Raw genomic sequence first — 23,217 nt, 5'->3', positions numbered from 1 at the left:
TAACTGCAAGGGGTGTTAACGCCGGGCCAGCAGAACGCCGAGGACGATGCCAACAGCGGCCCCGATCCCTACGCCCTGCCAAGGTTTGTCACGTACATAGCTGTCGGCTTGATCGACGGCGTCGCGTGCGTGTTGTGTCAGACTGTTGGAACCATTGAAGCGGGCACGTGCATCGCGTAATACGCCTTTTGCCTTGCTGTGCAGCTCTTTCAGCTCCTCTTTGGTCTTGTCACCGGATTCGCGTAGCACCTCATCCAGCGTGTCTGCCAGAAGGGTGACGTCCTGATCGATGTCGCGTTCTACTTTTTCAGATTTCCTAAACATTCGACTCTCCGTTTCGACACATGTCTATTAAGTATAGACCATGTTTCAAACTGTGTTGGCGATCACGGAAAAAACCGCACGCGGATGGGGGCTCATTGCTCCCGTTACCGCTTGTACATTTGGTTACGCGGCGAAACCAATCACTCACGGAAGCAGCCCATCGATTCCTCTAGTATCTGTTTCAACGGCCCAACAGGGCTTACCGAAAAAACACTCTGAGGATTTAAAGATGAAAAAAGTATTAGCCCTGATCGTTGCTGCTACCATGGGTCTGTCTTCTGTTGCTTTCGCTGCTGATACTGCAGCTGCTGCTCCAGCAACTACCACTCCGGCTGCAACCACCACCACTACTACCGCTGCGCCGGCTGCTGCTGAGAAAGCACCAGCTAAAGCAACGCATCACAAGAAAGCGAAGCACCACAAAAAAGCCCCAGCTCAGAAAGCTCAGGCCGCTAAAAAGCACCACAAAAAAGCCGCTGTTCAGAAAGCTCAGGCTGCTAAAAAGCACCACAAAGCCACCAAGCAAGCGCCAGCTCAGAAAGCCCAGGCTGCTAAAAAACACCACAAAGCACCAGTGCAGAAAGCCCAGGCTGCTAAAAAACACCACAAAGCGCCAGTACAGAAAGCTCAGGCCGCTAAAAAACACCACAAAGCTGCCAAAAAAGCCGCTACTCCAGCCGCTTAATTGAGTGAAAAATGCGGGGCCTGAAGGCGCCGCATGATCCAGACAGTATTCAGACACCCGGTCCGCCGGGTGTTTTCTTTGAGGGCTATCTCATGATGATCAATCGCTATCTGTTTGAAGTGATTTTCAGCGCCGTCACCCTGTGCGGGCTGATCGTCGCCTGGGAACTGTTTCTGGCCGACGGTTTCCTGTGATTATTGTGCGAGGGGGGTCTCATGCAGATGCCGCCAGCCCAGACCGCTTTGGGTCTGTTCAAATACGACCGTTGAGTTACGCAGCGTGGTTGCCTGTCCGGGCAGCGTTTGCCTTTCGCGATAACTGACTACCGCCCCCGTCGGCCATTCGGCCACCAACGTCATTTCTTCTATTGCGATTTCCAGGCCCGGTTTGGCAGCGCGATGCGCGCGGAAAAACGCGCACAATGCGGTGAAGTCCAACCTGCCGCCGTTTAGCGCAATCATGCTGAAGGCCGGATCAAAACGCGCCAGCAGCGCTTGCTCGTCACCCGCTCCTTTTTCCAGCCAGTTTTCAATAGCGGCGTGAGCGTCGATCACTTCGGTAAAATATCGGTTCATGAGGTTTCCTGTTGAGCGTTGAGACGGCGCACGATGGCGCGATTAGCGATGCGCAGACACAGCAGCAGCGGGATCAGCGTGCTGGCGGCGGCAAGGTAAAAACAGCTTCGATAAGCGACAATTGGCGGAAAATGTTCAAGCAGCAGATTGAGCAACAGGCTGAGCAGCGCGACGCCCAGGCAAAAACTGAGTTGGCGATTGATATTCCACAGCGCGCTGGCGTCCGCCAACTGCTCATCGGCGATATGCAGGAACGCGCTGCTCTGTGCGGTGCTGCTGCATAGGCTGCCGCCAAAGCCCATCAGGGCAAAGGCGCTAATTTGCCATCCATGATCCGCGGCGTGGGCAATCTGCGACAGCGCCAGAATACCCAGCCCCTGCAACAGGCAGCCGGCAATAAATAGCGGCCGTGGGCCAAAGCGGTTGAATTTCCTGCCGGTCAGCGTGATGGCAAGGAATGAGGCCAGCGACCAGGGCAGCATCAGGCCGCCGACCTGCGCGGCGCGCATGCCCAGCTGATTTTGCAAATACAGCATGGCGACCAGGCTAACGCCGATGAACAGGCCGGGAATGCACTGATAAATCATCATCGAGGTACGCAGCAGCGGATCCTGTACCAGCCGCAGATTTAACAGCGGCTGGGCGATGCGCAGGCTGCGCCGCAGGTAATGAGCCAGCACCAGCGCGCCGCCGGCCAGTAACAGCAAGCCCTGCAACAGGTTGTCGGCCTCCCCCAATCGAGTCAGGCCAAGCAGGAGAAGCGTCAGGGCGGCGCAGGCGCTGAGCAGCCCCTGGACGTCGAGCGGTTTGCGCTGCGGATCTGGGGCCTGGGCGCGCAGCCAAAGTGCGGCCAGCAGCAGCGCCAGGGCCGCCAGCGGCAGGTTGGCGAAAAAGACCCAGCGCCAGTCGAGCCTATCGACAATCAGCCCACCCAGCGCCGGTGACAGCGCGGGAGCCAGCAGGCCGACCAGCATAATGGCGGCGGAAAGCCCGGCGCGTTCATGGCTGCGATACAGCTGATAAGTCAGCGTCTGGCCGATGGGGATCAGCAGCCCGCCGCCCATGCCCTGTATAACCCGCCAGCCAATCAACTCGCCGATTGAGCCGGCATAGCCCGCCGCTGCGGTCGCCAGCATGAACAGCGTCAGCGACAGCAAAAATACCCGCCGCCCGCCAATGCGCTGCGCCAGCCAGGCGCTGAGTGGGATCACCAGAGTCAGGCCGAGAATATAGCCGTTGCTGACCCAGGCCAGTTCGCCGACCGAGGCGTGCAGCGCATGGCCGATGGACGGATAGGCGACGTTGGCGATAAACATGTTGATCAGATCGACGAAAAATCCGAGCAGATAGACGATTGCGACTTTGATGCGATAGGGCATGGAGCCTCCGGTTGAAGGCTGGCAGTGTAGCGGTGACGAAAGTGCGGATAAATCGGCTGAGGACGATTACACTGTCAAAAATATTTTGACAATAAAGGGCGGCAGCATGCTTAACCTGCAACGGTTGGCTATTTTCGTGGCAGTGGTGGACGCCGGGAGTTTCACCGCTGCGGCGGTGACGCTCGGGCAAACCAAGGCGGTGGTGAGTTTCAATGTCAAACAGTTGGAGAGCGAACTGGGCGTGTCGCTGCTGGTGCGCAGCACCCGGCGGCTGGCGCTGACCGATGCCGGCGAGCGATTTTATCAGCGGTGTTTGCGGCTGTTGCAGGATGCGGAAAACGTGCTGGACGATGTACGCCGCGATCACCACGGATTGAGCGGCGTATTGCGCATCACCACCACACCGGAATACGGCGCTCAGGTGGTGGTGCCGGCGCTGGCGGCATTTTCACAGTTGCATCCGCGTTTGCGCATTCAGCACGTTTCTTCCTCTTATCATGCCGACTTGATTTCGGAACGGTTCGATGTGGCTATTCGGCTGGGGCAACTGGCGGACTCCAGCCACCGTGCCGCGCTAATCGACAGCTTTGCCATTTTGCCGGTCGCGGCGCCGGATTATCTGGCCCGCCACCCGGTCGGCTCGTTGACGCAACTGGCGCAGGCGCAGTGGATCGCCCACAGCCGCCTCAGTTCACCGCTGAGCTGGCAGGTGATCACCCCGCAGCGGCAGGCGGTGCTGTTCAAGGTTGAAGACGCCGCCACGCTGATGGGCGACAGCGCCGCCGCGCTGCTGGCGTTTGCCCTGCATGGCGCCGGGGTAGCGCTGTTGCCCGAATGGCTGGTACGACCGGCCATCGCCGAAGGCAAGCTGTGCGCGCTGTTGGCGGACCACCAGTTTCCCGCGCAGAGCATCTATGCGTTGTACCCAAATACTCGCCACGTACCGGAAAAGGTGCGGGCGTTTATTGATTTCCTGCGTGAGCAGGTAGCCACGGGCGGATAAACGCCAGGATAGCCGCCAACGTTTGCCGGTGTACCGCTTCGCGCTGTTCGCCGGAAGCGGCGCACAGCATTTCACCGTCGCCTTCTTCCTCCAGTATTTGTCGCCCGTTGGGCCGGCAAAGCGGCAGAAAATCAAAATGATTGCCGCCGGTCAGCTTGAGCGCGCGGATCGGTTGCTGCCCGGCGTACGTGGCCAGCGCCGCGCCGCCAAGGCTTTGTTGCCGGTTGCCTGGCAAATAGCGTTGCGGTTCGACGATCAGCAGCGGCGCACCGAGCCGATGCAGGCTGGTTGGCAGCAGATAGGGCGCCATACCGGGATCGAGGGCGACGGCAAAGCGGATGCGCGGGTCCCTGTAGTCGGCGTCAAACTGCCCGGCGGGGAGTTGGGCCAGTTCTACCTTTGCCCGAGTATAGAATTGGCAGTCAGGTGACTGAGGGCGTTGTCGACAACCGGCGATAAAATCGGCCAACCTGATCCGGCCGCCGAGGGCGGCAATGGCGCTGTAGCCGCCCTTGGAGTGGCCGATAACGCCGATCGCCTGACGGTTGATTGACTGGCGCCAGCGGGGATCGTCGGTCATGGCGTCAATCAATGCGGAAATATCGCCGGTCTGTAGCCACAGTTGGGCGGAAAGCGCAGGAATTGAGTTGCCGGTGGTGCTGCCTGGATGATTGGCCGCTACCACCACGGCACCTTGCTGAACCAGTGCTGCCGCCAGCCACGCCTGGCTCGCATTATTGCCGCCGCTGCCGTGGCTGATCACGATCAACGGGAAACGGCCCTTTGCCACCGGTGCATCCGGCTGGCTTTCGATGCCCGTAAACACCGGGTTTTCCCCGACCCACTGTGGTGCGCCGGTGGCTGAGGTCGGGTAATAAATACGGCTCGCCAACTGGCGTGTACCGGCCTGAAATACCTCATCGTGTGTGGCGACCCGGTAAGTGGCGGCGTTAGCCATTCCACACAGCAGCAACCACAGAAACAGCGCTCTTTTCATTTTTACTCCTCAAGATGTATGTCAATACGCAGAAGGCTGGCATTTGCCGCTTAATCCGGCGACCTCGATCGCGATCCGGGTCGTTAAATAATTGTTTTGACAGGTTTAAGGTCCTACACTGCAGATCCCGAATGAAGACAACAAGATGTCGCCGATGCCGCTTATTCCTGTCACTTTTCTGTTTGGCCTGCTGTGTCTGGGGTTGCTGTACCGCCTTGGCCGGCCGCAGGCGCGGCGCTGGGTGTTTCAGCTGTTGTTGCTGTTATGCGCCTGGCAGAGCCTGCTGGTGGGACTGCGTTACGGCTATGGACTGACGCAGTTCAACGGGCTGCAACCCTTCGGTGCGGTGGCGATACCGCCGCTGACCTATCTGGCATTTCTTGTCAGCACTCAGGGCAGGCTGAGGTGGCGTGAACTATGGCACCTGACGCCGTTATGCCTGACGCTGCTGGCAAGCCTCTTGGCTCCGTTCTGGCTGGATATACTGATCGTCGTCACCGATCTCGGCTACGGCGCTGCCCTGTTGTACGCGCTGCGACGCGGCGAAAATGCGTTGCAACAGGTGCCGCTGGCGGAAAGCTGGCTCAGCTATCGGCTGTGGCGCGGGTTGGGGATATTGCTGGTGGCGATAGCGGTGGCTGAAGGGGTGATTGTGCTTGATTTCGCTTATTTCGAGGGACGACATGCCGCGATGCTGGCGACCTTCGACAACCTGCTGGTGGCGTTGAGCATTTGTCTGGTGCTGTCCCGCAGTCGGCCTTCGGAAACCCCGACAGAAAGAGTGCCTGAGCCGCCTGACAGCGTCGCGGAAGACGAAGAGCGGCTGGCGGAGTGGTTCGGTCTGGTGCAACACCGGCTGCGGCAGGATGATCTTTATCTGGAGCCTGAGCTGAATCTGGCCCGGCTGGCGCGCAAGGCAGGCTTACCGGCGCGGCGCGTTTCCCAGGCCATCAACCGGCATACAGGGATGAATGTGTCGCAGTATGTGAACCAACTGCGTATTCGTCAGGCAGCGCAGTGGCTGCTGGCCGGCGACGATCCGGTGACGGATATCATGCAAAGGGCCGGGTTTACCACCAAATCGAATTTTAACCGTGAGTTTCTGCGTATCCAGGGCGTCAGCCCGAGCGAATGGCGCAGGCAGCAAAAGGTTAGTTAAATAATAATTCGTTATAACTCTCATATTTATGATCGGATCGCGCGGGGGTATGGATTTGAGGTCAAATGATGTAAAAACGGTTTTATTGTTTTTATTGCTGTTTTAGTTCGCAGGTATCTCTGGAAACGGGAGCGTATGCTGACCCAGCACAGAGGAAGTGTGCAACTGAATACGATCGCGTATTTTGAGGTGAGTAAATAATATGCAATCGCATTTTTAACAGGAAGGGAAATCAGGGATGAGTAAACGAAGTGATATCATTGATGGAAAAATAGCCGCACGGGTTCCATATGGGTTGGTTTATACGGAAGTGCTCGGATGGATTGATCTCGGCCATGCGCAGGGTACTGATATAAGAGCTCTGCTGCGAAGTATTGATTCCGGAGAGTTATCAGGCCAGGAGTGCTACGACGTTACCTATTCGCAGTCTATGATTGATCCGACCAGAACGATGAAAATAGGTAAATTCATTACCTGGCGTATTAAACGCGGCCGTTCGTATTTCGAACGCAGAAGCATAGCGCTGGCAATGATGATGTCACTGGCACGGAAGTTTGAAGGGTTGCAGGCATCATTCCCCATCAATAGCGTTACAGACAGTGGCTTCAGCGGAGAAGATCTGGTGTCGGATTTGCTGGGTTTTTACCGTGTTGTCTCCATTCAGAATCCCTTTGAGATGCTGCGTCCGGTCAGCAAAGCTGAGGCGCTGAAAAGATGGGATTATTACGGGAAAATTGGCTCCTGGAAAAACGATTCCTTTTTGCCACTTCTATTCCCCGATCCTGAGAAATTCCCTAACGCCAGACCGTGTAAAGGTAGGCTTCCTCACTTCATGCAGACAGTCAGGCCATGGAGTGACTTTCATTCGGGGATAGTGGGTATCGCCAGCGCTGATGGTTCATATATGGACGCAGCTAAAGGGGGAACATTACCCTATGCGTAAGTCACTTAAGGTGCTCAGTGGTGTAATTATCGTTGTGGTCGTTGCGCTGACCTATGTCTGGCCTTACATCGTAATGGAATTCGCTGGAAGCGCTCACTACACCGAGCAAGATCGACGGGAATATGATTTTTATACTCCTGACATACTGAGAGAAATGCCACGGATTTCGTCCCATTATGATTTTGACTTTGCAAATATAACTGGCCCTGCATCACTCGTATATGCAGTCAGATACTATGACACCGACGACTCCAGCAAGGTCGAGGATTATCTGAATCTTATGGGATACAAGAAGCAGGGTACTTGCCATATTGAAGCAGTGTGTTGGCGGAGGAGAGATCCTCACGAGATTGTGACGGTAAGCACCCTGGAAAGCCCTAAAGCCATATTAGTCTCAGTCATCTACAACTTCTGAGGAATAGGCTATCAAAGATTCCTTTCTGAATAAGCCGTTAATACGGCTTCAGAATGCTGACAAAGCCTTCACCGGTACCCTTTCGCAGGGGCTGCATGCTGCGATCGCCCTGATAATCAACAGGTGAATATGGGTCTAACGCGTAGACCCATACCGTTCAATCAATATTGTCACTATGTCATCAACCTCAGGGCGCTAATTATCTTCATTCTTTTAAATCGCGCAGAACACTTTTCCATGTGACTGCCTTTACATTGAATTATTCTGTCAGTAAAAACAGTGGATTACGCTGTTAGCATGTTTTTCCACACTCTTTGATCTCAAACCCCGGGTATGCTGAGCACTGTTGTTTACCCCGTTTGATGCGAGCCGCCTTCGATGACCGCAGTCAGTGCCAAAGAAAACACCTTCCAGCTTAACCGGCGGATCTTGTCCGTGGTGATGTTTACCTTCGTCTGCTATTTGACCATCGGTTTGCCGCTGGCGGTATTGCCGGGGTTTGTGCATAACCATCTCGGGTATAACTCGGTGCTGGCCGGGTTAATCATCAGCGCGCAGTACTTCGCAACGCTGTTCAGCCGGCCGCATGCCGGGCGCTATGCCGATCAACTCGGGCCGAAAAAGGTGGTGTTGTTCGGGCTGGCCTGTTGCGGCGTGAGCGGGGTGTTTTACGCCGTCGCCTTTTGGTGCGACGACCTGCCGCTGCTGAGCCTGGTCCTGCTGTGCGTCGGCCGGGTGTTTCTCGGCGTCGGCGAAAGCTTCGCCAGCACCGGTTCCACGCTGTGGGGCATAGGTCGGGTGGGGCCGATGCACACCGCCCGGGTGATTTCGTGGAATGGGGTGGCCACCTACGGCGCGATGGCGGCTGGCGCGCCGCTCGGCGTTTATCTCAATCAGCTTTGGGGATTGGCCGGGGTGGCGGCACTGATCGTGTTGGCGGTGGCGGTTTCGCTGTGGCTGGCGGGCGGTAAACCGAACGTGTCGATCTCCGCCGGCAAGCGCCTTGCCTTCAGCGCGGTGTTTGGCCGCATCTGGACCTACGGCCTGGGGTTGGCGCTGGGCACCGTGGGCTTTGGCGTGATCGCCACTTTTATTACCCTCTACTATGCTGATAAGGGCTGGAGCGGGGCGGCGTTCTCGCTGACGCTGTTCAGCTGCGCCTTTGTCGGAATCCGGCTGATTTTCAGCCACACCATTAACCGTCACGGTGGTTTGAAGGTTACGCTGGCGTCATTCCTGATTGAAATTGCGGGGCTGTTGCTCATTTGGCTGGCCAATGATCCGCTGATGGTGCAGGCCGGGGCGTTGCTGGCCGGTGCCGGTTTTTCGCTGGTATTTCCGGCGCTGGGGGTGGAGGCGGTGAAGCAGGTGCCGCAGCAGAATCAGGGCACCGCGCTTGGCACTTACTCGGCGTTTCTCGATTTGGCGCTGGGGATCACCGGGCCGCTGGCCGGTTTGCTGATGAGCCGGATGGGCGTGCCGTCGATCTACCTGGCGGCGGCCTTGATGGTATTCCTGGGAGCCTTGCTGACGCTGCGATTGTTGTTGCAGAACCGAGCAAATACCTAGTTAAGGATTATTCCTAAACCCACATCCATACCGAGAAATTTATTGTTTCATCTCATGATTACGGTAAGGTCGCTCAGCGGTCCAGAACGAGAGGAGAAATCGATGTATTTACGGCCGGATGAAGTGGCTAGAGTGTTGGAGAATACCGGCTTTGAACGTGATTATATCACCGATCAAGCCTATGGTTACCGCAAGGGTGAGCACTACGTGTATGTGAATCGCGAAGCGCGTATGGGCAGAACGGCGCTGGTGATCCACCCTGCGCTGAAAGAGAAAAGCGTGCATTTCGCCACGCCGACCTCGCCGATTCGCACCAGCGAGCAGTACCTTGAATTTCCCCTGGATTTAAGCGGCGATGCCCCGAGTGCGCGTTATGGCATTCCACACGGCTTTAGCTCGCGTGATGCGCTTTCGCGCTATCTCTACAGCATGTTCCTGTAATCGATCCCCCGCCAGCGGGGGAGTATTTCACCCGTTGGCGATCGCCTCGCGGTTAAAGCGCTCATTGTAGGCGCGGCGAAACTGCGCCAGTTCGAAGGCGTCAATATCCAGATCGGCAAAGTAAAACAGCGCGGCCTCGGTGTGCTCGGCATGCAGCTCCGGCGACAGCCCGGCGCGCAGCAGCGTTTCACGCCACAGGGCGATTTGCTCGTCGCTTGCCTGCTTGATAAAGGTCAGATAGATAAACAGCAGATAAGCCGCCTGGTGCATCTCTTCGGTATAACCGTTGTTCAGCATGCGGATAAAGGTCTGGCTGTTGCGGCTGCCCATTTCCTGAATCATCGATTCAATCAGCATCGGTTTAACTTTCAGCAGGTGGGCCAGCGAGTCGATAGCTTTGCGGGTGTCTGAAGTCAGAATGCGGTAACCAATAATAAATACAACGATCAGGGCTGCGATGATGATCCAGGTCATTTATGATTTATTACACTCTCAGAGCGCCAGTATTTGGCAGGAGGCGCTGTGCTACAGCGCCCGGGGTCAACGCTGTTCGCCGCTGAAGTTGTCGGCTGCCCGCTGTTGATTGTGCAGGTGATGGTTGAAGGTGGCGGCGTCTTTGGCCAACGCATCCAGATGTGCGCCCAGCATTTTGATTTGCTTCACCAGCGCGTGCTGTTCCGGCACCGAGTTGGCGGTGCTCAGTTTGCGCACCAACTGCGCATTTTGCATATGTAGCGCCGCTTCGCGTTGTTTGGACTCTTCCAATAACTGTTGCAGAGCCTGATAGCTTTGCTGCCATTCACGGTGCTGCTTTTCGAAGCTGGCCTGCAACTCGCTCATTGCATTTTGAAACTGGATTTCCAGCTCGCGCATTCTCATGGTCTCTTCCTTTGCGGCACTCAATAATGGTTTGCAGTATAACGAAAACTGCACAGAACCTCACTCGTTGACGACGATTGCAGATAATTCTCGCAGCTTTACCGGGGGGCATCTCTTGCGCAGCATGGCATGTCGAAGAGGGGAGAGTCAGGAAAACAGCCGGCAGCGTTGCCACCGGCCGTTGTCAGAAGAGCGTTACTTATTAAAGAATTTATAGTCCAGCGAATAACGCCCGGCGCCGGTAACTGCCAGAAGCAGCAGCCCGCCGATAATACTGATGTTTTTGAAGAAGTTTATTTCATTGCCCATCATTTCCATCCCGGTCATTTTCCAGAATGGATGGCCGATAAAAGCGGTGCCGAGCACATAGACGGCGAAAATAACCGCGATAGGGCGGGTAAATATGCCGAGAATAAGTGCGATGCCGAAAACAAACTCAACCACCACGGCGATAATCGCCGCCAAATACGGCATTGGGGTGCCGTAACCCTCCATTGCGCTCACCGTTGCGCCAAAGCTGGTCAGTTTCATCCAGCCAAAAATGATAAACAGGACCATCAACAATATTCGAGATAGCAAAATAACACCGTCTTTTGAGCCGTCACCCATTTTGAACTCCTTAGCCACTACAGAATTATGTTGTGTTACTGATTAAAGACTAGACTAACCCTAGGTTATTTCTAGTGACAGCAGGCCATTACGCATTTAAATATCAGGAGAAAGGCTGTGGAACTTAACATTCTGGAAGATGAGAAACGTTTCTATATAAACGATAAGCAGGGTAAGACGATCGCCGAGATATCTTTTGTGCCGAGCGGGGATAAATTAACCATTATCGATCACACCTGGGTAGATGAGGTATTGAAAGGTCAGGGGGTGGGTAAAAAGCTGGTGGCGCTGGTGGTGGCGAAAATGCGTGCGGAAAACCGTAAAATCATTCCGCTGTGCCCGTTCGCCAAACACGAATTCGACACCACGCCGGGCTATCAGGACATTCGCGCCTGAAAGCTTAGCGGGGCGCAGCAGCGCCCCGATCGCTCAGCATACGCCGAAATCGCCGTCTTCATGATAGAGCGCCACATCGCTGGCCTGAACTTCCGCACGCTGCTCGGTGCCCAGTTCGTTCCAACTGCAGACCAGCGTGTCACCATCAATGGCCACCACGACCATCTTTGGGCCGCCGGTAGTGCGCTGTACAAAATCGCCGACAGTAAATGCCATTGTTTTCTCTCCGGTTCAAAGGGGTTAAAGCTTAAGTATAGTCGGCTGTTGGCAGGCTTTGCGCAAGAAGGCGCCGCCGCCAGGGGCGGAATAAAACATTGGGGGGAGGTGGCCTCCCCAAGCGTGGATGTATTAAGGATGTACTGCGAAAGGGAATAATCAGGCGGGTTTATGGGCGGCCAGGATAAAGATCATCGGGCGTTCTTTTTCTTCATCGAGCGCCGGGTTCTCCGCGATTTGCTGCGCCGAAGGGCCCCATTCATTCAAATAGGTGATGACGAACCCCTGTTGCACCAGCAGGTTGATATAGCTGCCGAGCATGCGGTGTTGCTTGATGACGCCTTCCGCCAGCCAGTTGGAGGTCCGCTGCCCTTCCTGCTGATAGCCGTTGACCGGCCAGGATTTTTGCCCGTGTTGATCGACCAGCCAGCCCTGATGCTGCGGCGCAGTATAAATCGGGTGCTCTGCGGTGAAGATAAACTGCCCACCCGCCGCCAGCGCCTGATAAACCGTGGCGAACAGCCGGGCCAGATCTTCGATATAGTGCAGCGTCAATGAACTGTAGGCCAGATCGCAGGATGCCGACGGCAGTTGAAGCTGCTCCAGATCTTGCCGGCGGTATTCAATGCCGGCGTCCTGCGTCATCTCCCGCGCTTTGTTCAGCATTTTCTCGGAGAGATCCATGCCAAGTACGCTCGCGGCGCCCTGTTCGCGTGCGCTGCGGCAGAACCAACCGTAGCCGCAGCCGAGATCGACCACCTTCTTGCCGTGCAAATCCGGCAATATGCTGCGGATAGTCGGCCATTCCGGCGCGCCGTCCAGCCCGTTTACCGAGCGACTGAGCTGGGCATAACCGTCGAAGAAAGCCTGATTGTCATAAATATTTTGCGTCATAACGGCTCCTGTTTGGGAAAAACACTGCCGAATCTTTGGGCAGTGACGCCATGTTATCCGCACATCCGGCTGATTTCTATAATAAACACCGTGCTAACCCCTTTCGCTTGCCGCATAATTTTAAGCCGGTTTAAGCAGGGAAAATAACCACAGGAACGGATATGAACATGATTTCGGTGCGTCAATCACCTGAGTTTAGGCAACAGGCGATTCGCTATTTCCAGCAACACTGGGCTTCACCCGACACCCTGATGATGTATGAAGATGCCATTACCCGCTGCATTGGCGCAGCCAATCCGCTGCCGCAGTGGTATTTGCTGATGGATAACCACGATATCCTGGGTTGTGCAGGGCTGATTACCAATGATTTTATCAGCCGCGGCGAGTTGTACCCCTGGCTGTGTGCGCTGTATGTGGAAGAAGCGCACCGTGGGCGGGGTTACGGTGCGTTGCTGATTAATCATGTGGCGGAAGAGGCTCGCAAATTTGGTTTCCCGCAATTGCATCTGTGCACCGATCTTGAGGGCTACTACGAAAAACAGGGTTTTGCTTTTAACGGATTGGGCTATCACCCCTGGGGCGAGGCTTCACGGGTGTATACGCGGGCGCTGTAAAGACCGCCGCAGCCAGGCCCGCCGTATCAATAAGGCGAACCTGGCAACGCGCGTGAGGGGGCATTGTCAGACGAGAGCGTCCAGTGCTTTAGCGATATCCTCCGTCCACGGCAAATCAGGCACCGCGAGGTTTTCGCGCAAATGACCGATGGAGGAGGTGCCCGGTATCAGCAGAATATTGGGCGAACGATGATACAGCCACGCCAGCGCGGTTTGCAGGGGCGTGGCCCCAAGACGCACTGCGATATCCGATAACGCCGAGGATTGGAGCGGCGTAAAACCGCCGAGCGGGAAAAACGGCACATAAGCGATGCCTTCCTGGGCCAGATGGTCAATCAGAGCATCGTCGCTGCGGTTTATCAGGTTGTAGTGGTTTTGCACGCAAACAATGCGGCAAATCTTGCGTGCCTGCGCCACCTGGGTCAGTGTCACATTACTCAGGCCTATGTGTTTCACCAATCCCTGGCGTTGAAGTTCCGCGAGGATCGTCAAGGGTTCTTCTATCGAGCCTTCCGCCGGGCCATGGGTATCAAGCATGATCCTGAGATTGACCACCTCCAGCGCTTCAAGGCCCAGGTTGCGCAAGTTGTCATGTACCGCGCTGGTCAGTTCTGCGGCGGAAAAGGCCGGTAGCCATGAGGCGTCCGCACCTCGGCGCGCGCCGATTTTGGTGACAAGGGTCAGATCGTCCGGATAGGGCGCCAGCGCTTCACGAATCAATTGGTTAGTGATATGCGGGCCGTAAAAGTCGCTGGTGTCGATATGGTTAACCCCCAGCGCAACCGCTTCCCGCAGTACCGCCAGGGCGGCATCAGGATCCTTCGGTGGCCCGAACACGCCGGGGCCGGCCAACTGCATGGCACCGTAGCCGAGCCGCTTGACGTTTCGATCGCCAAGGGGAAATGTGTGATGCTTGTCGTTAATGGACATAACCTGTCTCCTGTTGGGATAGCCAGCGGGGCAGCCGCATTTATTTATAATAGGCGCAGCTCACCCCCGTGATAAGTAGTAGGGCAGTGGACGGGGTGTACGGGGAAACGAACAATGAAAACCGATCTAGAAGACCTGCATGCTTTTCTCGCCGTCGCGCGCTCAGGGGGATTTCGGGAAGGTGCGCGAACGTTGGGCCGGAGCGCGTCCGGGCTCAGCGATGCCATTCGGCGCCTGGAGAAACAGCTTGGCGTCCGGCTGTTTAACCGCACTACGCGTAGCGTAACGCCAACCGCCGCCGGTTACGGCTTGCTGGAAAGGCTGGGGCCAGCGCTGGCCGAGGTGCAGGGCGCGCTCGATGTGGTGAATGGTTTTCGCGATAAACCCGCTGGAACGCTTAAGCTGAATGTCCCGGTCAGTGCGGCGCGTCTGGTGCTGCCGGCGTTGATTCCTGCCTTTCTCGCCGCCTACCCGGATATCAAGGTTGAAGTACAGACGGAAGAAAGCTTTGTCGATGTATTGGCCGCCGGCTGCGATGCCGGTATCCGTTATGAAGAACGGCTGGAAAAAGACATGATTGCCGTACCTATTGGCCCGAGGGTACAGCGTTTTGCCGCAGGCGCATCTGCAGATTACCTTGAACGGCTTGGGCGGCCTGCACATCCGCATGATCTGTTTACGCACGCTTGTATCAAGGGGCGTTTCCCCAGCGGCAAAAGTTACCCCTGGGAGTTTGCAAAGGACGGAGAGAATGTCTCACTTCACCCTGAGGGGCCGCTGACGGTGCAGGCCGGTGGTGCCACGGACCTGGCCATCGCGGCGGCGGTGGCCGGAGTGGGGATTGTCTATCTGTTTGAGGATTGGTTGAAACCTTACCTGGCCAAGGGGAGCCTGGAGCCGGTGCTCGAACCCTGGTGGCCGCAGTTTTCCGGCCCGTTTCTCTATTATTCCGACCGGCGGTTTATCCCCTCGCCGCTGCGCGCTTTTATTGATTTTATTAAGCAGGGGGTAGGCCACGGGCTTTGAAACAGCGTCATGACGCTTTCGAGCCGGGTGGATAAGGCAGAAACCCGGCAGGCTGGTATACAATGCGTACGTTCAGGGGAGTGCCAACAGTGCCACTGCGCTACCCTGAAAGATGCCTGCCTCAATGTTTCCTACTGCTCTCAATACGGAACTTACCTGTACTGTGGTGCCGGTTGGCCCGACCTTTAGGGTAATACCTTTGTTTGCCGGTTGACCATTGAGTTTGAGGTTTGAAAATAAACTACCGTCGCTACGAAGCATGACTCCGCCTGTGTTTTCACTGATATAGAGCTCGATTTCTGTTGTTTGATGGCAGGAGAGCAATAGCGAGTCGGTGACAGTATTGTTATTCAACTGCTCTGGGGCTAAAACACCGTGATCCAGCATTAGTTGAGGGGTTTTTATTTCACAGGCGTTTGTTTCATCTGGTGGCATAGCGCATATAGACCCTGGTAACCTATTTAGCCCACCAATAACGCTCCGTGTTGTATAAAAAACGCTTACACAGCCTCTGGCGCCAGTTAAACTGGCGTATGGGAAATTACCAGAGCGAGGTACTCCAACAAATTGTTTGAAGTTTTGCCCCAAAATACCCATTGTCTCAGAATTGGATACCCAGGGGTTTTTATCCGCCTTCCAGAAACCATCGGTGTCATTAGTGCTTAACATATAATTATGAGAGCTGGTGATCATTAACATACAGTTTGATTTTTTGTAGCACGGATTGGGGGTGTTATCATCTGTAGTCCAATCAATCATCTCATAATAAAATCTTCCGCTAAACCAGTCGCCGGTTCTTTTTGTTACCTGCATAAATATGCTTGCCTGGGCGGTTCCGGTATAAATGAAAACGGCTACAAAGATAAAGATGACCTGTTTTTTCATATGATTCATAAGTCTGGCCTTAGGGGTGAGGTTTGTTTTATGCAATATATCATCCTTACCCCATAATCGGAGTTGTATACCTAAAAATTGCAAATAATCAGATTTAAATTTTTATATTTAACTTAAGTTGGATTTTTACATTGATAATGACGAGTTTGTGACTGATTGGATTTGAATTGTGACGTGTTATATATGAATTATTTATTGTTTGATTGCGAATTAATTTTTTTGTTTATGTATTTAACCTTAATTTTTAAGGTGTTTTTTTGTTTTCTGCGTTCTGGAATACATGTTGGCCACTTCATGGGGGAGATGAGAATCAAGCGTATTGAGACTCTGGCGTGCCGAAGCGCTAAAAAACCGCCATGTAAATTGCGGTTTTTCAGTATTCTCTTCGGCTCTGATAGTTGCATTGGTTGCCTATTTTTGCCGTGAACAGTCAGCCCTTCTTCAACAAAACATCCATCAGCGAGGTAAATACAGCGCTTGTGGAAAAAGCCTGTTCTGTTTTGCGCTCCTCACCTTTGATGTCTTTAAATCTGATAACGGCGGCCTCTGGGGACAGGGCTTCCAGTTCTTCAAACTGCTTTGCGTACCCTTTGTCCAAAAAATGTTTCTGCCTGGTCTCGAAATCAGGTGATGAGGTATTGAGAGCAAAAATTTGATCCCCTCTCACGAAAAAGCTGTAAACCACCATGGCATTGTCCTTACTTCGGTGTGCTGCTATGACGACACGCTGCGGGCATCTCTGATGCTTATAAATCAGCGCGTCACTGTAACCAATAAACTAGCGGGCAACCTTACACCTGGCAAGGGTAATATGGGGTTATTGCGTGAGACGGCTAAGGATATAAAGCCAGTTATTTCTATTTTATTTTAAAACAGATGATTAAACGTGGTTGTGAGGCGATGCGGAGTTAAGCATAGGGGCATGGGTGACCGATCGACATTTATGGCATATGCCTAAAATCAGCAAATCTCGCCCTGGCCGTTGCACGGCCGCATCTCGAGAGCGCGCCACTCCTTAACGAGCAGCCGGCGACTCCGAAGGTAGCGTTCGGCAAGAACTTCCGCGCTCGTGATATCGTCCATGCCGATCACCCGGAACTGTTCATCCAGCTCGCACCAGGCTGCGATAAACCGCTTGGCTGCGATAAACCGCTTGGCTTCGATAAAGCCGAGCATGATCGGCCATATCACCTGCTCATCTTCCGGTGCGTGTTCGAGAGACAGCTTGATACGCAGCTTACGCTGCTCGCGAAGCGCTCGGCGGACTTCGCTCAGATCAAGATGTGTCGAGCCTTTCAGCGAATGGCCTACATAGATAGTGTCATCGTCGAAGGCTGAACGCATGTCGGGTGGAAGCACTGCGTTGATTTTGGCCAGCGCGTTTGTCACTGCAAGAGCCAACGTCGCGTCGGTCTGACGACTGACCCACTTGGCGCCGGTCGCGAGCGCCAGGATCTCTTCTTCGGTAAAAGACATTGGCGGCAGGAGAAATCCTGGCCGCAGGATGTAGCCGACGCCTGGTTCACCGTCGATGTCTGCTCCCATGTCCTGCAGTGTGGCAACGTCGCGGCGGATGGTTCGCAGGGACACGCCCAACTCACGCGCAAGCGCCTGGCCCGACACCGTTCTTCGGTGTCGGCGGAGCACTTGCATCAGGTCGAATAATCGATGACTTCTGGCCATGCTTACTCCATCGCCACAATGCCTTTACCGCCGAGCTTGCGGCCCTTTTCAAGCTCGGTGATCAGTTGAATTGCGGCCTCAAGATCAACGGTTTCGCCAATCGCGATTTGGAACTTGCCCTCTTTAGCGGCACTGGCAAGCTTTTCCAGGATGTCGGCTCGCGGCGAACCCATGACAGGTTTCAGTCGTCGATCGAAAACTGCCCGAATGAACTTGCCCAGGTCGGGGTTGAGGTCAAGGAACACGCCCCCGCGGCGTAGCATAGCCACGCCGGCAGATACGGTCATTGTCGCAGCAGTGTCGTATACCACATCGAAGCGGGGGGTTATTGACGACAAATCCGTTGCGCGATAGTCGTAGACAGTCTGTACGCCAAGTGATTTAGCGCGCTCCATGTCTCGGGAGCTGCAACTTCCGGAAACGACCGCACCGAAAAGCCGTGCGATCTGCACAGATGCTTCGCCAACCGCTCCGGCACAGCCATTAATGAAGACGTGCTGGCCCGCTTGCAGTTTGGCCTTGTCGATCAGCCCGTTCCATGCCGTAACGCCCGGAGTACCCAGACAGGCGGCATCCTCGAAGGAGATACTCTCGGGCTTCCTGGCCAGGAAGTTTTCTTTCGTGATCACTGACTGGCCAAGCGCACCGCTTTCCTTGAAGCGAGCGAGGCCGAAGACGGCGTCGCCGACCCTAAAGCGCGAGACCCCTGGGCCAATGGACGTGACGATACCGGAAAAATCCATTCCCATTGCGCGGGGAAACTTTCTGCCGGTGACGATCTTCATCAGTCCGTTGCGCAGTTTCCAGTCGATGGGGTTGATTGCCGCGAACCTGACTCGCACGGCCACTTCATCGCTAGCGGGCGTGGGTAATTCAAACTCATCGACCCGCATCAGCTCCGGGCCACCATAACTGTCGTACTGAATACGTTTCATTTGCTTCACCAAGGTTTGAGCGGTTCTGGTCGAGGTACGTTGCAACTCCTTCTAAAAACAGGAGGAGATGAGCGCGATTTGGATGTCTCTCTGCTTGCGGAGACATCCTATAACGCTGTGATGCCAGTTTCTGGCACCATTCGTTAGGCTCTTTTGGCACCGCTAATCCAGGGCGCTCTATCCTTTATCGGGTGCGTAGCACTTCACCGACCACAGGGGCTGCCGAAAAGGCATTTGGCCAGCCGGCATAGAAAGCGCATTGGGTCACGACTTCACCCGCTTCTTCGGCGGTCAATCCATTATCCATGGCCCGGTTAAGGTGGTAACCGATTTGCGCGTTCTGCCCCGATGCTATCAGCGCGCTTACCGTCACAAGACTCCTGTCCCGGGGCTTAAGCGCCGGCCTCTGCCAAAGATCGAGAAAGAGAGGGGCGGTGGTGAATTTGACCAGCCCGGGGGAAATTGGCGCGACATTTTTTTCCACCGTTTCTGAACGCTGCCGTTCGGCATCCTGATTAAGCGGCAGAAGTGCAGGAGAGGCCTCGGCTAACTGTTGTGCAGTGACGCCACGCTCCTGAAAAACACCTTTAGTGACTGCGATAGCCGACATCGCACTTGGCCATCCGGAATAGAACGCAAGGTGCGTGATAATCTCCGATACTTCGGCCGGTGTAACGCCACTGTCGAGAGCAACCCCGACATAGTGCTTTAGTTCGGTAGGCTGGCTCCTGGCAATCAGAATGGCCAGGGTAACGATACTGCGGTCACGTTGCGAAAGCTCATCACGTTTCCAGAGATCGTCCGTAATGGCTTCGCTACCGAAGCGGGCCAGTGCCGGGGAAACGGATTGGATATCGGCAACTGAAAGGCCCGACGGATTAATTTTCAACATAGCTTCACCTCTTTTTTCTTCTGCATCCGCGAAATCTGCAAGTACAAGCGACATCACGGTAGCGGCAATAATCTCTTTCATTGCAAAACCTCATTGATCATTCAATCGACTGAAGCTCAGGCACTAATCATCAAACTGCATGGCGCCTTTATTTCTGAGAAAAACGGGCACGACAGGGATTGATTCCTTGCCGGTTGTCATTTCTGAGGTTTGCTCTATATATCCCCGGAAGTGCGGTGTCTGCCTGTGCCGTTGATAATCAGCTTCGCTGGCGTAAATTTCATAGAAGTACCAGCGATTTTCATTTTCCGCATCGGTCGCGGCATACATAGCCAGCACGCCATCTTCAAGCTTCAGGGCGTCGGACATTTCCGCGAGGACGATATTTTTGAAGGCCTGCTGATGCTCGGGTTTTACATCGACAATAACCAGGTTATTTATCGTTCTCTCGTTTTGTACTATTTGTTTATCGCCAAGAAATTGCGGTGTGACATCTGTTTTGCTTTTTTGATCTATGATTTCAGGCGCACGTTCAATAAACGCCTTGTACTGCTCTGAATCTACGTGTTTTTTATAGGCCTCCTTTCCGGCGTAGATTTCAATCATGTACGCCTGGTTTAGATCATCCTTGCGTTTGAGCGAGTACATTGCCAAGGTGCCACTTTCAGTCTCAACGGAAGAGGAAATATTGCTTCTGGCGATTTCATCATACTGCCGGCTTTTCCCCGCTTTGATGCCAAGCTCGAAAATGTTCATAACGGTTTTATCCCGCAGAGTTGAGCTGGCTGCAAATGCGGGGCTGCCAACCAGCAGGCAGAGCGTCATGGTTATGATATTTTTCACAGGATACCTTTATTTTATACGGCCAGTTTCAATTCTGGGGATAAGGATTTCAACAGCGCGATCAGTCGTGAAGCATGCTCTTTGGCCATTGTTTTCTGTTGCGCTATTTTATTTTCATCCCTGTCGGCATAAGTGATGCCACAGGTATACACCGGCATTTGCAAATCCAGATTGCAAAGTCTGGCGGTGGTTTCAAACTGGGCAAGGTAATTTTCAAGGCTATGGCCAAAAAATCCTTCCGATGAATAGAGCGCTTGCGGTGCGCCGGTGGTAAACGAAAGAATAAGTTTTTTACCGCCAAGTTTTGCCGTTGAACCATGGGCGAACCCGTGGACAAAAACCTCATCCAGCCATAATTTCATTACGCCCGGAAGCGAATACCAGGAGAAGGGAAATTGCCAGACGATCACATCAGCTTTCAGCAGGCTCTCCTGCTCTGCTTTTACATTGATTTTGTTGTCCGGATAGAGCCAGTCCAGGCGGCGAATTTCAACTTCTGGCAATGCCAGGGCTATCTCATCCAGGATTGTCGCGTTACCGATTGACTCGTTAAGATTCGGATGTCCGGAAATAATCAGGATATTTTTCATTTTCAATGGCTTAAAATTAATTGTTTAATAGGTCTCCAGTATAGATTGACCGTATTCTGTTTTTTAGAGTATTAATGGCTCAATCACTTTTAGCCAAAAGCTAATAATTACCCTGATTGACTCAATGCTTTCGCAAAGCCTGTTTTATCAAGACGTTAATCCGAGTAACCGCTCAGCATTGCGGAAGGCTATCGCTTCTTTCGCCTCTTCAGGAACAGGCAAACTTTGGATAAATGCCTTCACGCCATCCAGTGTCTGGTAGGGATAATCAACAGAAAAAAGGATCCGTTCGGCCCCCAACAGCGCATAGATAAACTGAAAATGCGGCAGCGTCAGCATTCCGGAGGGTGTCACATACACCTGTTCCTTAAAGGTCTGCGTAATGGTGCGTCGTAATCCCGTAGCGGCCTGGGGGAGGCTATCGTCCAGACGCTGTAACCAGAATGGCAGCATCTCTCCCCAGTGGCCGCTGATGACCTGTAGGTTCGGATATCTATCAAAGGCCCCGGACAGGATTAACCGCAGCAGATGAATGCCCGCTTCGTGATGCCACCCCCAACCAAACATCGATAGCCTGGCCGTGACTTCATCGCTGAAGCCACAGTAATAAGCCTGTTGTACGCTGCGAACGGGAAGCCCCGGATGGAGATAGAGCGGGACGCCAAGAGCGTTAAAGCGGGCCAGCAGTCCGTCGTAATCCGGATGGTCGAGAAAATGGGTTGATGGCCTGCCGTTTAGTAGAGCGCCTTTAAAACCCAACTCTTTAACCGCTCGCTCAAGTTCTTTTTCTGCCGAATCGGGCTGAGCCCATGGAAGCGTGGCGAATGCGGCAAAGCGGTCTGGATGAGCGTTAACCGCGTTAGCGAGGCGGTCGTTAGCCGCGCGGTTCAAATCCACCACCTCAGCAGCCGGTGCCAGATGCGGAAATCCGCCAACCGAAAGCACCTGCATGGTGATGCCTGCCTCGTCCATATCGTCCAGACGCCCGCGACCTATGTCTGCGCCCTTAACGTTAATCAGGTCGTTTTTTTCAATTTGGGGGCGGCTTCGGTCGGGAAGATTGCCGTCAGTAACCGTTTTGCCCCAGTCGCTCAGAAACGGCGCCTGCGCAAGTGCAGCCGGCATGGATGCCATAACCAGCGCTTTATCCAGAGTATGTTCTTCAAGGCAAATGATTTTCATCGCTTTTGATTTCCGCTCAGTGTTTTGACATAAGGGAACCGCTGTACAACGGGGGAGAATGCCTGAAATGGCGATACCTGCCAGAACGCGGGATCCCGTCTTGAAAAAGGGGGGAACCCGGTGACATGCTTCGAGCCCCTCGTTAGACCATGGATTTCTCCCATGCCCCCCGCGTATCCACTCCCGCTTCTTTAGCAAGGCGTTCCAGCGCTGCCATTTCCTCAGTGCCAAGCTGAATGTCTGCGGCCCCGGCAGCGTCTTGAACATGGTGAACCTTGGTCGCACCAATGATCGGCAGGGTGCCTTTCGCAATGGCCCACGCGATGGCAACCTGCGCAACGCTGGCGTTTCTGGCATCTCCCATCACCTTCATCGCCGCGGTTAAGTTTTCCAGCTGCGGTAGAACCCGGTTATAGGTTTCAGCGCGCCCACTGCCGGCGGGCATGGGATTTTGCGAGTTGTAACGGCCGCTCAAGGCTCCCTGTTCCAGCACCATATAGGCAAAAAAGGTGATGCCGTTTTTATGGCAATAGTCGAGGATCCCTGCGTCTTCCGATGAACGGTAGAGCAAGCTGTAATGATTTTGAATTGCGCTCACAGAGAAACCGGCCTGTTTCAGGATTTCATTTGCACGCTTTATTTGTTCCAGGCTGTGATTGGATACGCCAACCTGTTTAACCCTGCCGCTCTGTAAAAGCGGAATAAGGCCCGCCGTCCATTTCTCCACGTCTGAAGGATTATGGATCCAGTAGATATCAATCTCCTCCACGCCCAGGCGCTCGAGGCTCGCTTCAAGCATGGCGCTAACGGGCTGAACCGACGCCTTGTCGGCAATTTGCGGGGTAAACTTGGTCGATAGAATTATGTCTTCACGCGGGTACTGACGGACTAACTTACCCAGCGCTGTTTCGGAGCTTCCCATCCCGTAGACGGCGGCGGTATCCCACAGATTAAGCCCTTTATCCATGGCTCTGCTGAATACCTCTGCCATCTGCCGGTCGGAAAGGTGATTGCCGAATACGGTATCTCCGCCCGCAAATCCCGCTCCCCAGGACCAGGTTCCCAACGCTATTTTTGGCAATTTTTTCATTATGTCCTCCTGGAAAGGGCCGGAGAAATGATTTCCGCCCGGCCCAAATGAGGG

Annotated in this window: 29 protein-coding genes; 10 read left to right on the top strand and 19 right to left on the bottom strand. The window is 54.3% G+C overall.

The genetic code is table 11. The annotated features are described in order from the left end of the window. Nucleotides 1-15 precede the first annotated feature (15 nt). Nucleotides 16-324: an ElaB/YgaM/YqjD family protein gene (locus tag SPL01S_RS03000; RefSeq protein ID WP_004953729.1), complete on the bottom strand. Its 309-nt coding sequence runs from the start codon at nt 322-324 to the stop codon at nt 16-18. 229 nt (nt 325-553) lie between these two features. Between SPL01S_RS03000 and asr the strand changes: the two genes are divergently transcribed. Next, nucleotides 554-1,009, top strand: a complete 456-nt coding sequence (gene asr, locus SPL01S_RS02995; RefSeq protein ID WP_063197512.1) for an acid resistance repetitive basic protein Asr — start codon at nt 554-556, stop codon at nt 1,007-1,009. A gap of 194 nt (nt 1,010-1,203) precedes the next feature. Here the strand turns inward: asr and SPL01S_RS02985 are convergent, their stop codons facing one another. Further along, complete coding sequence (locus SPL01S_RS02985; protein ID WP_062791793.1) at nt 1,204-1,584, bottom strand: DUF4440 domain-containing protein; 381 nt, start codon at nt 1,582-1,584, stop codon at nt 1,204-1,206. Beyond that, nucleotides 1,581-2,963, bottom strand: a complete 1,383-nt coding sequence (locus SPL01S_RS02980; protein ID WP_063197510.1) for an MFS transporter — start codon at nt 2,961-2,963, stop codon at nt 1,581-1,583. Before SPL01S_RS02980 ends, SPL01S_RS02985 begins: the two co-directional genes overlap by 4 nt. A gap of 106 nt (nt 2,964-3,069) precedes the next feature. On the opposite strand from SPL01S_RS02980, the gene SPL01S_RS02975 reads away from it, so the two are divergent. Continuing rightward, nucleotides 3,070-3,966: a LysR family transcriptional regulator gene (locus tag SPL01S_RS02975; RefSeq protein ID WP_063197550.1), complete on the top strand. Its 897-nt coding sequence runs from the start codon at nt 3,070-3,072 to the stop codon at nt 3,964-3,966. Here the strand turns inward: SPL01S_RS02975 and SPL01S_RS02970 are convergent. Further along, nucleotides 3,926-4,963 (bottom strand): alpha/beta hydrolase family protein, encoded by a 1,038-nt coding sequence (locus SPL01S_RS02970; protein ID WP_063197508.1) that lies wholly within the window; start codon nt 4,961-4,963, stop codon nt 3,926-3,928. The genes SPL01S_RS02975 and SPL01S_RS02970 overlap by 41 nt on opposite strands. 145 nt (nt 4,964-5,108) lie before the next feature. Here SPL01S_RS02970 and SPL01S_RS02965 point away from each other — a divergent pair, with 145 nt between their 5' ends. The 5 genes from SPL01S_RS02965 (at nt 5,109) to SPL01S_RS02945 (ending at nt 9,490) form a co-directional block, all read left to right on the top strand. After that, the gene (locus SPL01S_RS02965) at nt 5,109-6,122 is read left to right on the top strand and encodes a helix-turn-helix domain-containing protein (protein WP_063197506.1); all 1,014 of its coding nucleotides are present in this window, start codon (nt 5,109-5,111) and stop codon (nt 6,120-6,122) included. A gap of 238 nt (nt 6,123-6,360) precedes the next feature. After that, nucleotides 6,361-7,065 (top strand): hypothetical protein, encoded by a 705-nt coding sequence (locus tag SPL01S_RS02960; protein WP_063197504.1) that lies wholly within the window; start codon nt 6,361-6,363, stop codon nt 7,063-7,065. Then, nucleotides 7,058-7,480: a hypothetical protein gene (locus SPL01S_RS02955; protein WP_063197502.1), complete on the top strand. Its 423-nt coding sequence runs from the start codon at nt 7,058-7,060 to the stop codon at nt 7,478-7,480. The genes SPL01S_RS02960 and SPL01S_RS02955 overlap by 8 nt, the downstream gene beginning before the upstream one ends. 378 nt (nt 7,481-7,858) lie before the next feature. Continuing rightward, on the top strand, nt 7,859-9,049 hold the full coding sequence (locus tag SPL01S_RS02950; protein WP_063197500.1) for an MFS transporter: 1,191 nt from the start codon (nt 7,859-7,861) through the stop codon (nt 9,047-9,049). A gap of 102 nt (nt 9,050-9,151) precedes the next feature. After that, nucleotides 9,152-9,490 carry a DUF2002 family protein gene (locus SPL01S_RS02945; protein WP_006327427.1) on the top strand — a complete coding sequence of 113 codons (339 nt, stop codon included), beginning with the start codon at nt 9,152-9,154 and terminating at the stop codon, nt 9,488-9,490. A 27-nt stretch (nt 9,491-9,517) separates the two neighbouring features. Here the strand turns inward: SPL01S_RS02945 and SPL01S_RS02940 are convergent, their stop codons facing one another. From SPL01S_RS02940 to SPL01S_RS02930, 3 genes are all read right to left on the bottom strand, one after another. Further along, on the bottom strand, nt 9,518-9,964 hold the full coding sequence (locus tag SPL01S_RS02940) for a DUF1198 family protein (protein WP_004953697.1): 447 nt from the start codon (nt 9,962-9,964) through the stop codon (nt 9,518-9,520). A 66-nt stretch (nt 9,965-10,030) separates the two neighbouring features. Further along, a complete protein-coding gene (locus tag SPL01S_RS02935) occupies nt 10,031-10,369 on the bottom strand; it encodes an MbeD/MobD family mobilization/exclusion family protein (protein ID WP_004953692.1) in 339 nt (112 codons plus the stop codon). 195 nt (nt 10,370-10,564) lie between these two features. Next, the gene (locus SPL01S_RS02930) at nt 10,565-10,978 is read right to left on the bottom strand and encodes a DoxX family protein (protein WP_004953687.1); all 414 of its coding nucleotides are present in this window, start codon (nt 10,976-10,978) and stop codon (nt 10,565-10,567) included. 117 nt (nt 10,979-11,095) lie between these two features. Here SPL01S_RS02930 and SPL01S_RS02925 point away from each other — a divergent pair, with 117 nt between their 5' ends. Then, nucleotides 11,096-11,374 (top strand): GNAT family N-acetyltransferase, encoded by a 279-nt coding sequence (locus tag SPL01S_RS02925; RefSeq protein ID WP_063197498.1) that lies wholly within the window; start codon nt 11,096-11,098, stop codon nt 11,372-11,374. Nucleotides 11,375-11,407: 33 nt separating this feature from the next. Here SPL01S_RS02925 and SPL01S_RS02920 read toward each other — a convergent pair whose 3' ends face one another. Both SPL01S_RS02920 and SPL01S_RS02915 read right to left on the bottom strand, forming a co-directional pair. Then, complete coding sequence (locus tag SPL01S_RS02920; RefSeq protein WP_063197496.1) at nt 11,408-11,590, bottom strand: GDFGVC terminal motif YodC-like protein; 183 nt, start codon at nt 11,588-11,590, stop codon at nt 11,408-11,410. Nucleotides 11,591-11,749: 159 nt separating this feature from the next. Further along, entirely contained in the window at nt 11,750-12,484 is a 735-nt protein-coding gene (locus SPL01S_RS02915) for a class I SAM-dependent methyltransferase (protein ID WP_063197494.1), read from the bottom strand. A gap of 161 nt (nt 12,485-12,645) precedes the next feature. On the opposite strand from SPL01S_RS02915, the gene SPL01S_RS02910 reads away from it, so the two are divergent. After that, nucleotides 12,646-13,098 (top strand): GNAT family N-acetyltransferase, encoded by a 453-nt coding sequence (locus SPL01S_RS02910; RefSeq protein WP_063197492.1) that lies wholly within the window; start codon nt 12,646-12,648, stop codon nt 13,096-13,098. Between the two features lie 66 nt (nt 13,099-13,164). Here the strand turns inward: SPL01S_RS02910 and SPL01S_RS02905 are convergent, their stop codons facing one another. After that, the gene (locus SPL01S_RS02905) at nt 13,165-14,028 is read right to left on the bottom strand and encodes an aldo/keto reductase family oxidoreductase (protein ID WP_063197489.1); all 864 of its coding nucleotides are present in this window, start codon (nt 14,026-14,028) and stop codon (nt 13,165-13,167) included. A 114-nt stretch (nt 14,029-14,142) separates the two neighbouring features. On the opposite strand from SPL01S_RS02905, the gene SPL01S_RS02900 reads away from it, so the two are divergent. Continuing rightward, the gene (locus SPL01S_RS02900; RefSeq protein ID WP_063197487.1) at nt 14,143-15,054 is read left to right on the top strand and encodes a LysR family transcriptional regulator; all 912 of its coding nucleotides are present in this window, start codon (nt 14,143-14,145) and stop codon (nt 15,052-15,054) included. Nucleotides 15,055-15,126: 72 nt separating this feature from the next. Here the strand turns inward: SPL01S_RS02900 and SPL01S_RS02895 are convergent, their stop codons facing one another. From SPL01S_RS02895 to SPL01S_RS02855, 9 genes are all read right to left on the bottom strand, one after another. Continuing rightward, on the bottom strand, nt 15,127-15,948 hold the full coding sequence (locus SPL01S_RS02895; RefSeq protein ID WP_147424917.1) for an MrpH family fimbial adhesin: 822 nt from the start codon (nt 15,946-15,948) through the stop codon (nt 15,127-15,129). Nucleotides 15,949-16,378: 430 nt separating this feature from the next. Beyond that, complete coding sequence (locus SPL01S_RS02890; RefSeq protein ID WP_063197485.1) at nt 16,379-16,636, bottom strand: hypothetical protein; 258 nt, start codon at nt 16,634-16,636, stop codon at nt 16,379-16,381. A gap of 272 nt (nt 16,637-16,908) precedes the next feature. Then, nucleotides 16,909-17,631 carry a helix-turn-helix transcriptional regulator gene (locus SPL01S_RS02885; RefSeq protein WP_063197483.1) on the bottom strand — a complete coding sequence of 241 codons (723 nt, stop codon included), beginning with the start codon at nt 17,629-17,631 and terminating at the stop codon, nt 16,909-16,911. A 2-nt stretch (nt 17,632-17,633) separates the two neighbouring features. Then, on the bottom strand, nt 17,634-18,566 hold the full coding sequence (locus SPL01S_RS02880; RefSeq protein WP_063197546.1) for an NAD(P)-dependent alcohol dehydrogenase: 933 nt from the start codon (nt 18,564-18,566) through the stop codon (nt 17,634-17,636). Nucleotides 18,567-18,750: 184 nt separating this feature from the next. After that, the gene (locus SPL01S_RS02875) at nt 18,751-19,539 is read right to left on the bottom strand and encodes a carboxymuconolactone decarboxylase family protein (RefSeq protein ID WP_063197481.1); all 789 of its coding nucleotides are present in this window, start codon (nt 19,537-19,539) and stop codon (nt 18,751-18,753) included. A 42-nt stretch (nt 19,540-19,581) separates the two neighbouring features. Next, entirely contained in the window at nt 19,582-20,301 is a 720-nt protein-coding gene (locus SPL01S_RS02870; protein WP_063197479.1) for an antibiotic biosynthesis monooxygenase, read from the bottom strand. Between the two features lie 14 nt (nt 20,302-20,315). Beyond that, the gene (locus SPL01S_RS02865) at nt 20,316-20,891 is read right to left on the bottom strand and encodes an NAD(P)H-dependent oxidoreductase (RefSeq protein WP_063197477.1); all 576 of its coding nucleotides are present in this window, start codon (nt 20,889-20,891) and stop codon (nt 20,316-20,318) included. Between the two features lie 147 nt (nt 20,892-21,038). Then, complete coding sequence (locus SPL01S_RS02860; protein WP_063197475.1) at nt 21,039-22,073, bottom strand: amidohydrolase family protein; 1,035 nt, start codon at nt 22,071-22,073, stop codon at nt 21,039-21,041. Between the two features lie 142 nt (nt 22,074-22,215). After that, nucleotides 22,216-23,163 (bottom strand): aldo/keto reductase, encoded by a 948-nt coding sequence (locus SPL01S_RS02855; protein WP_063197473.1) that lies wholly within the window; start codon nt 23,161-23,163, stop codon nt 22,216-22,218. Between the last annotated feature and the right edge of the window lie 54 nt (nt 23,164-23,217).

The sequence above is a fragment of the Serratia plymuthica NBRC 102599 genome (assembly GCF_001590925.1).
Taxonomy (GTDB): Bacteria; Pseudomonadota; Gammaproteobacteria; order Enterobacterales; family Enterobacteriaceae; genus Serratia; species Serratia plymuthica.
This window is presented reverse-complemented; position numbering and strand designations above follow the sequence as displayed.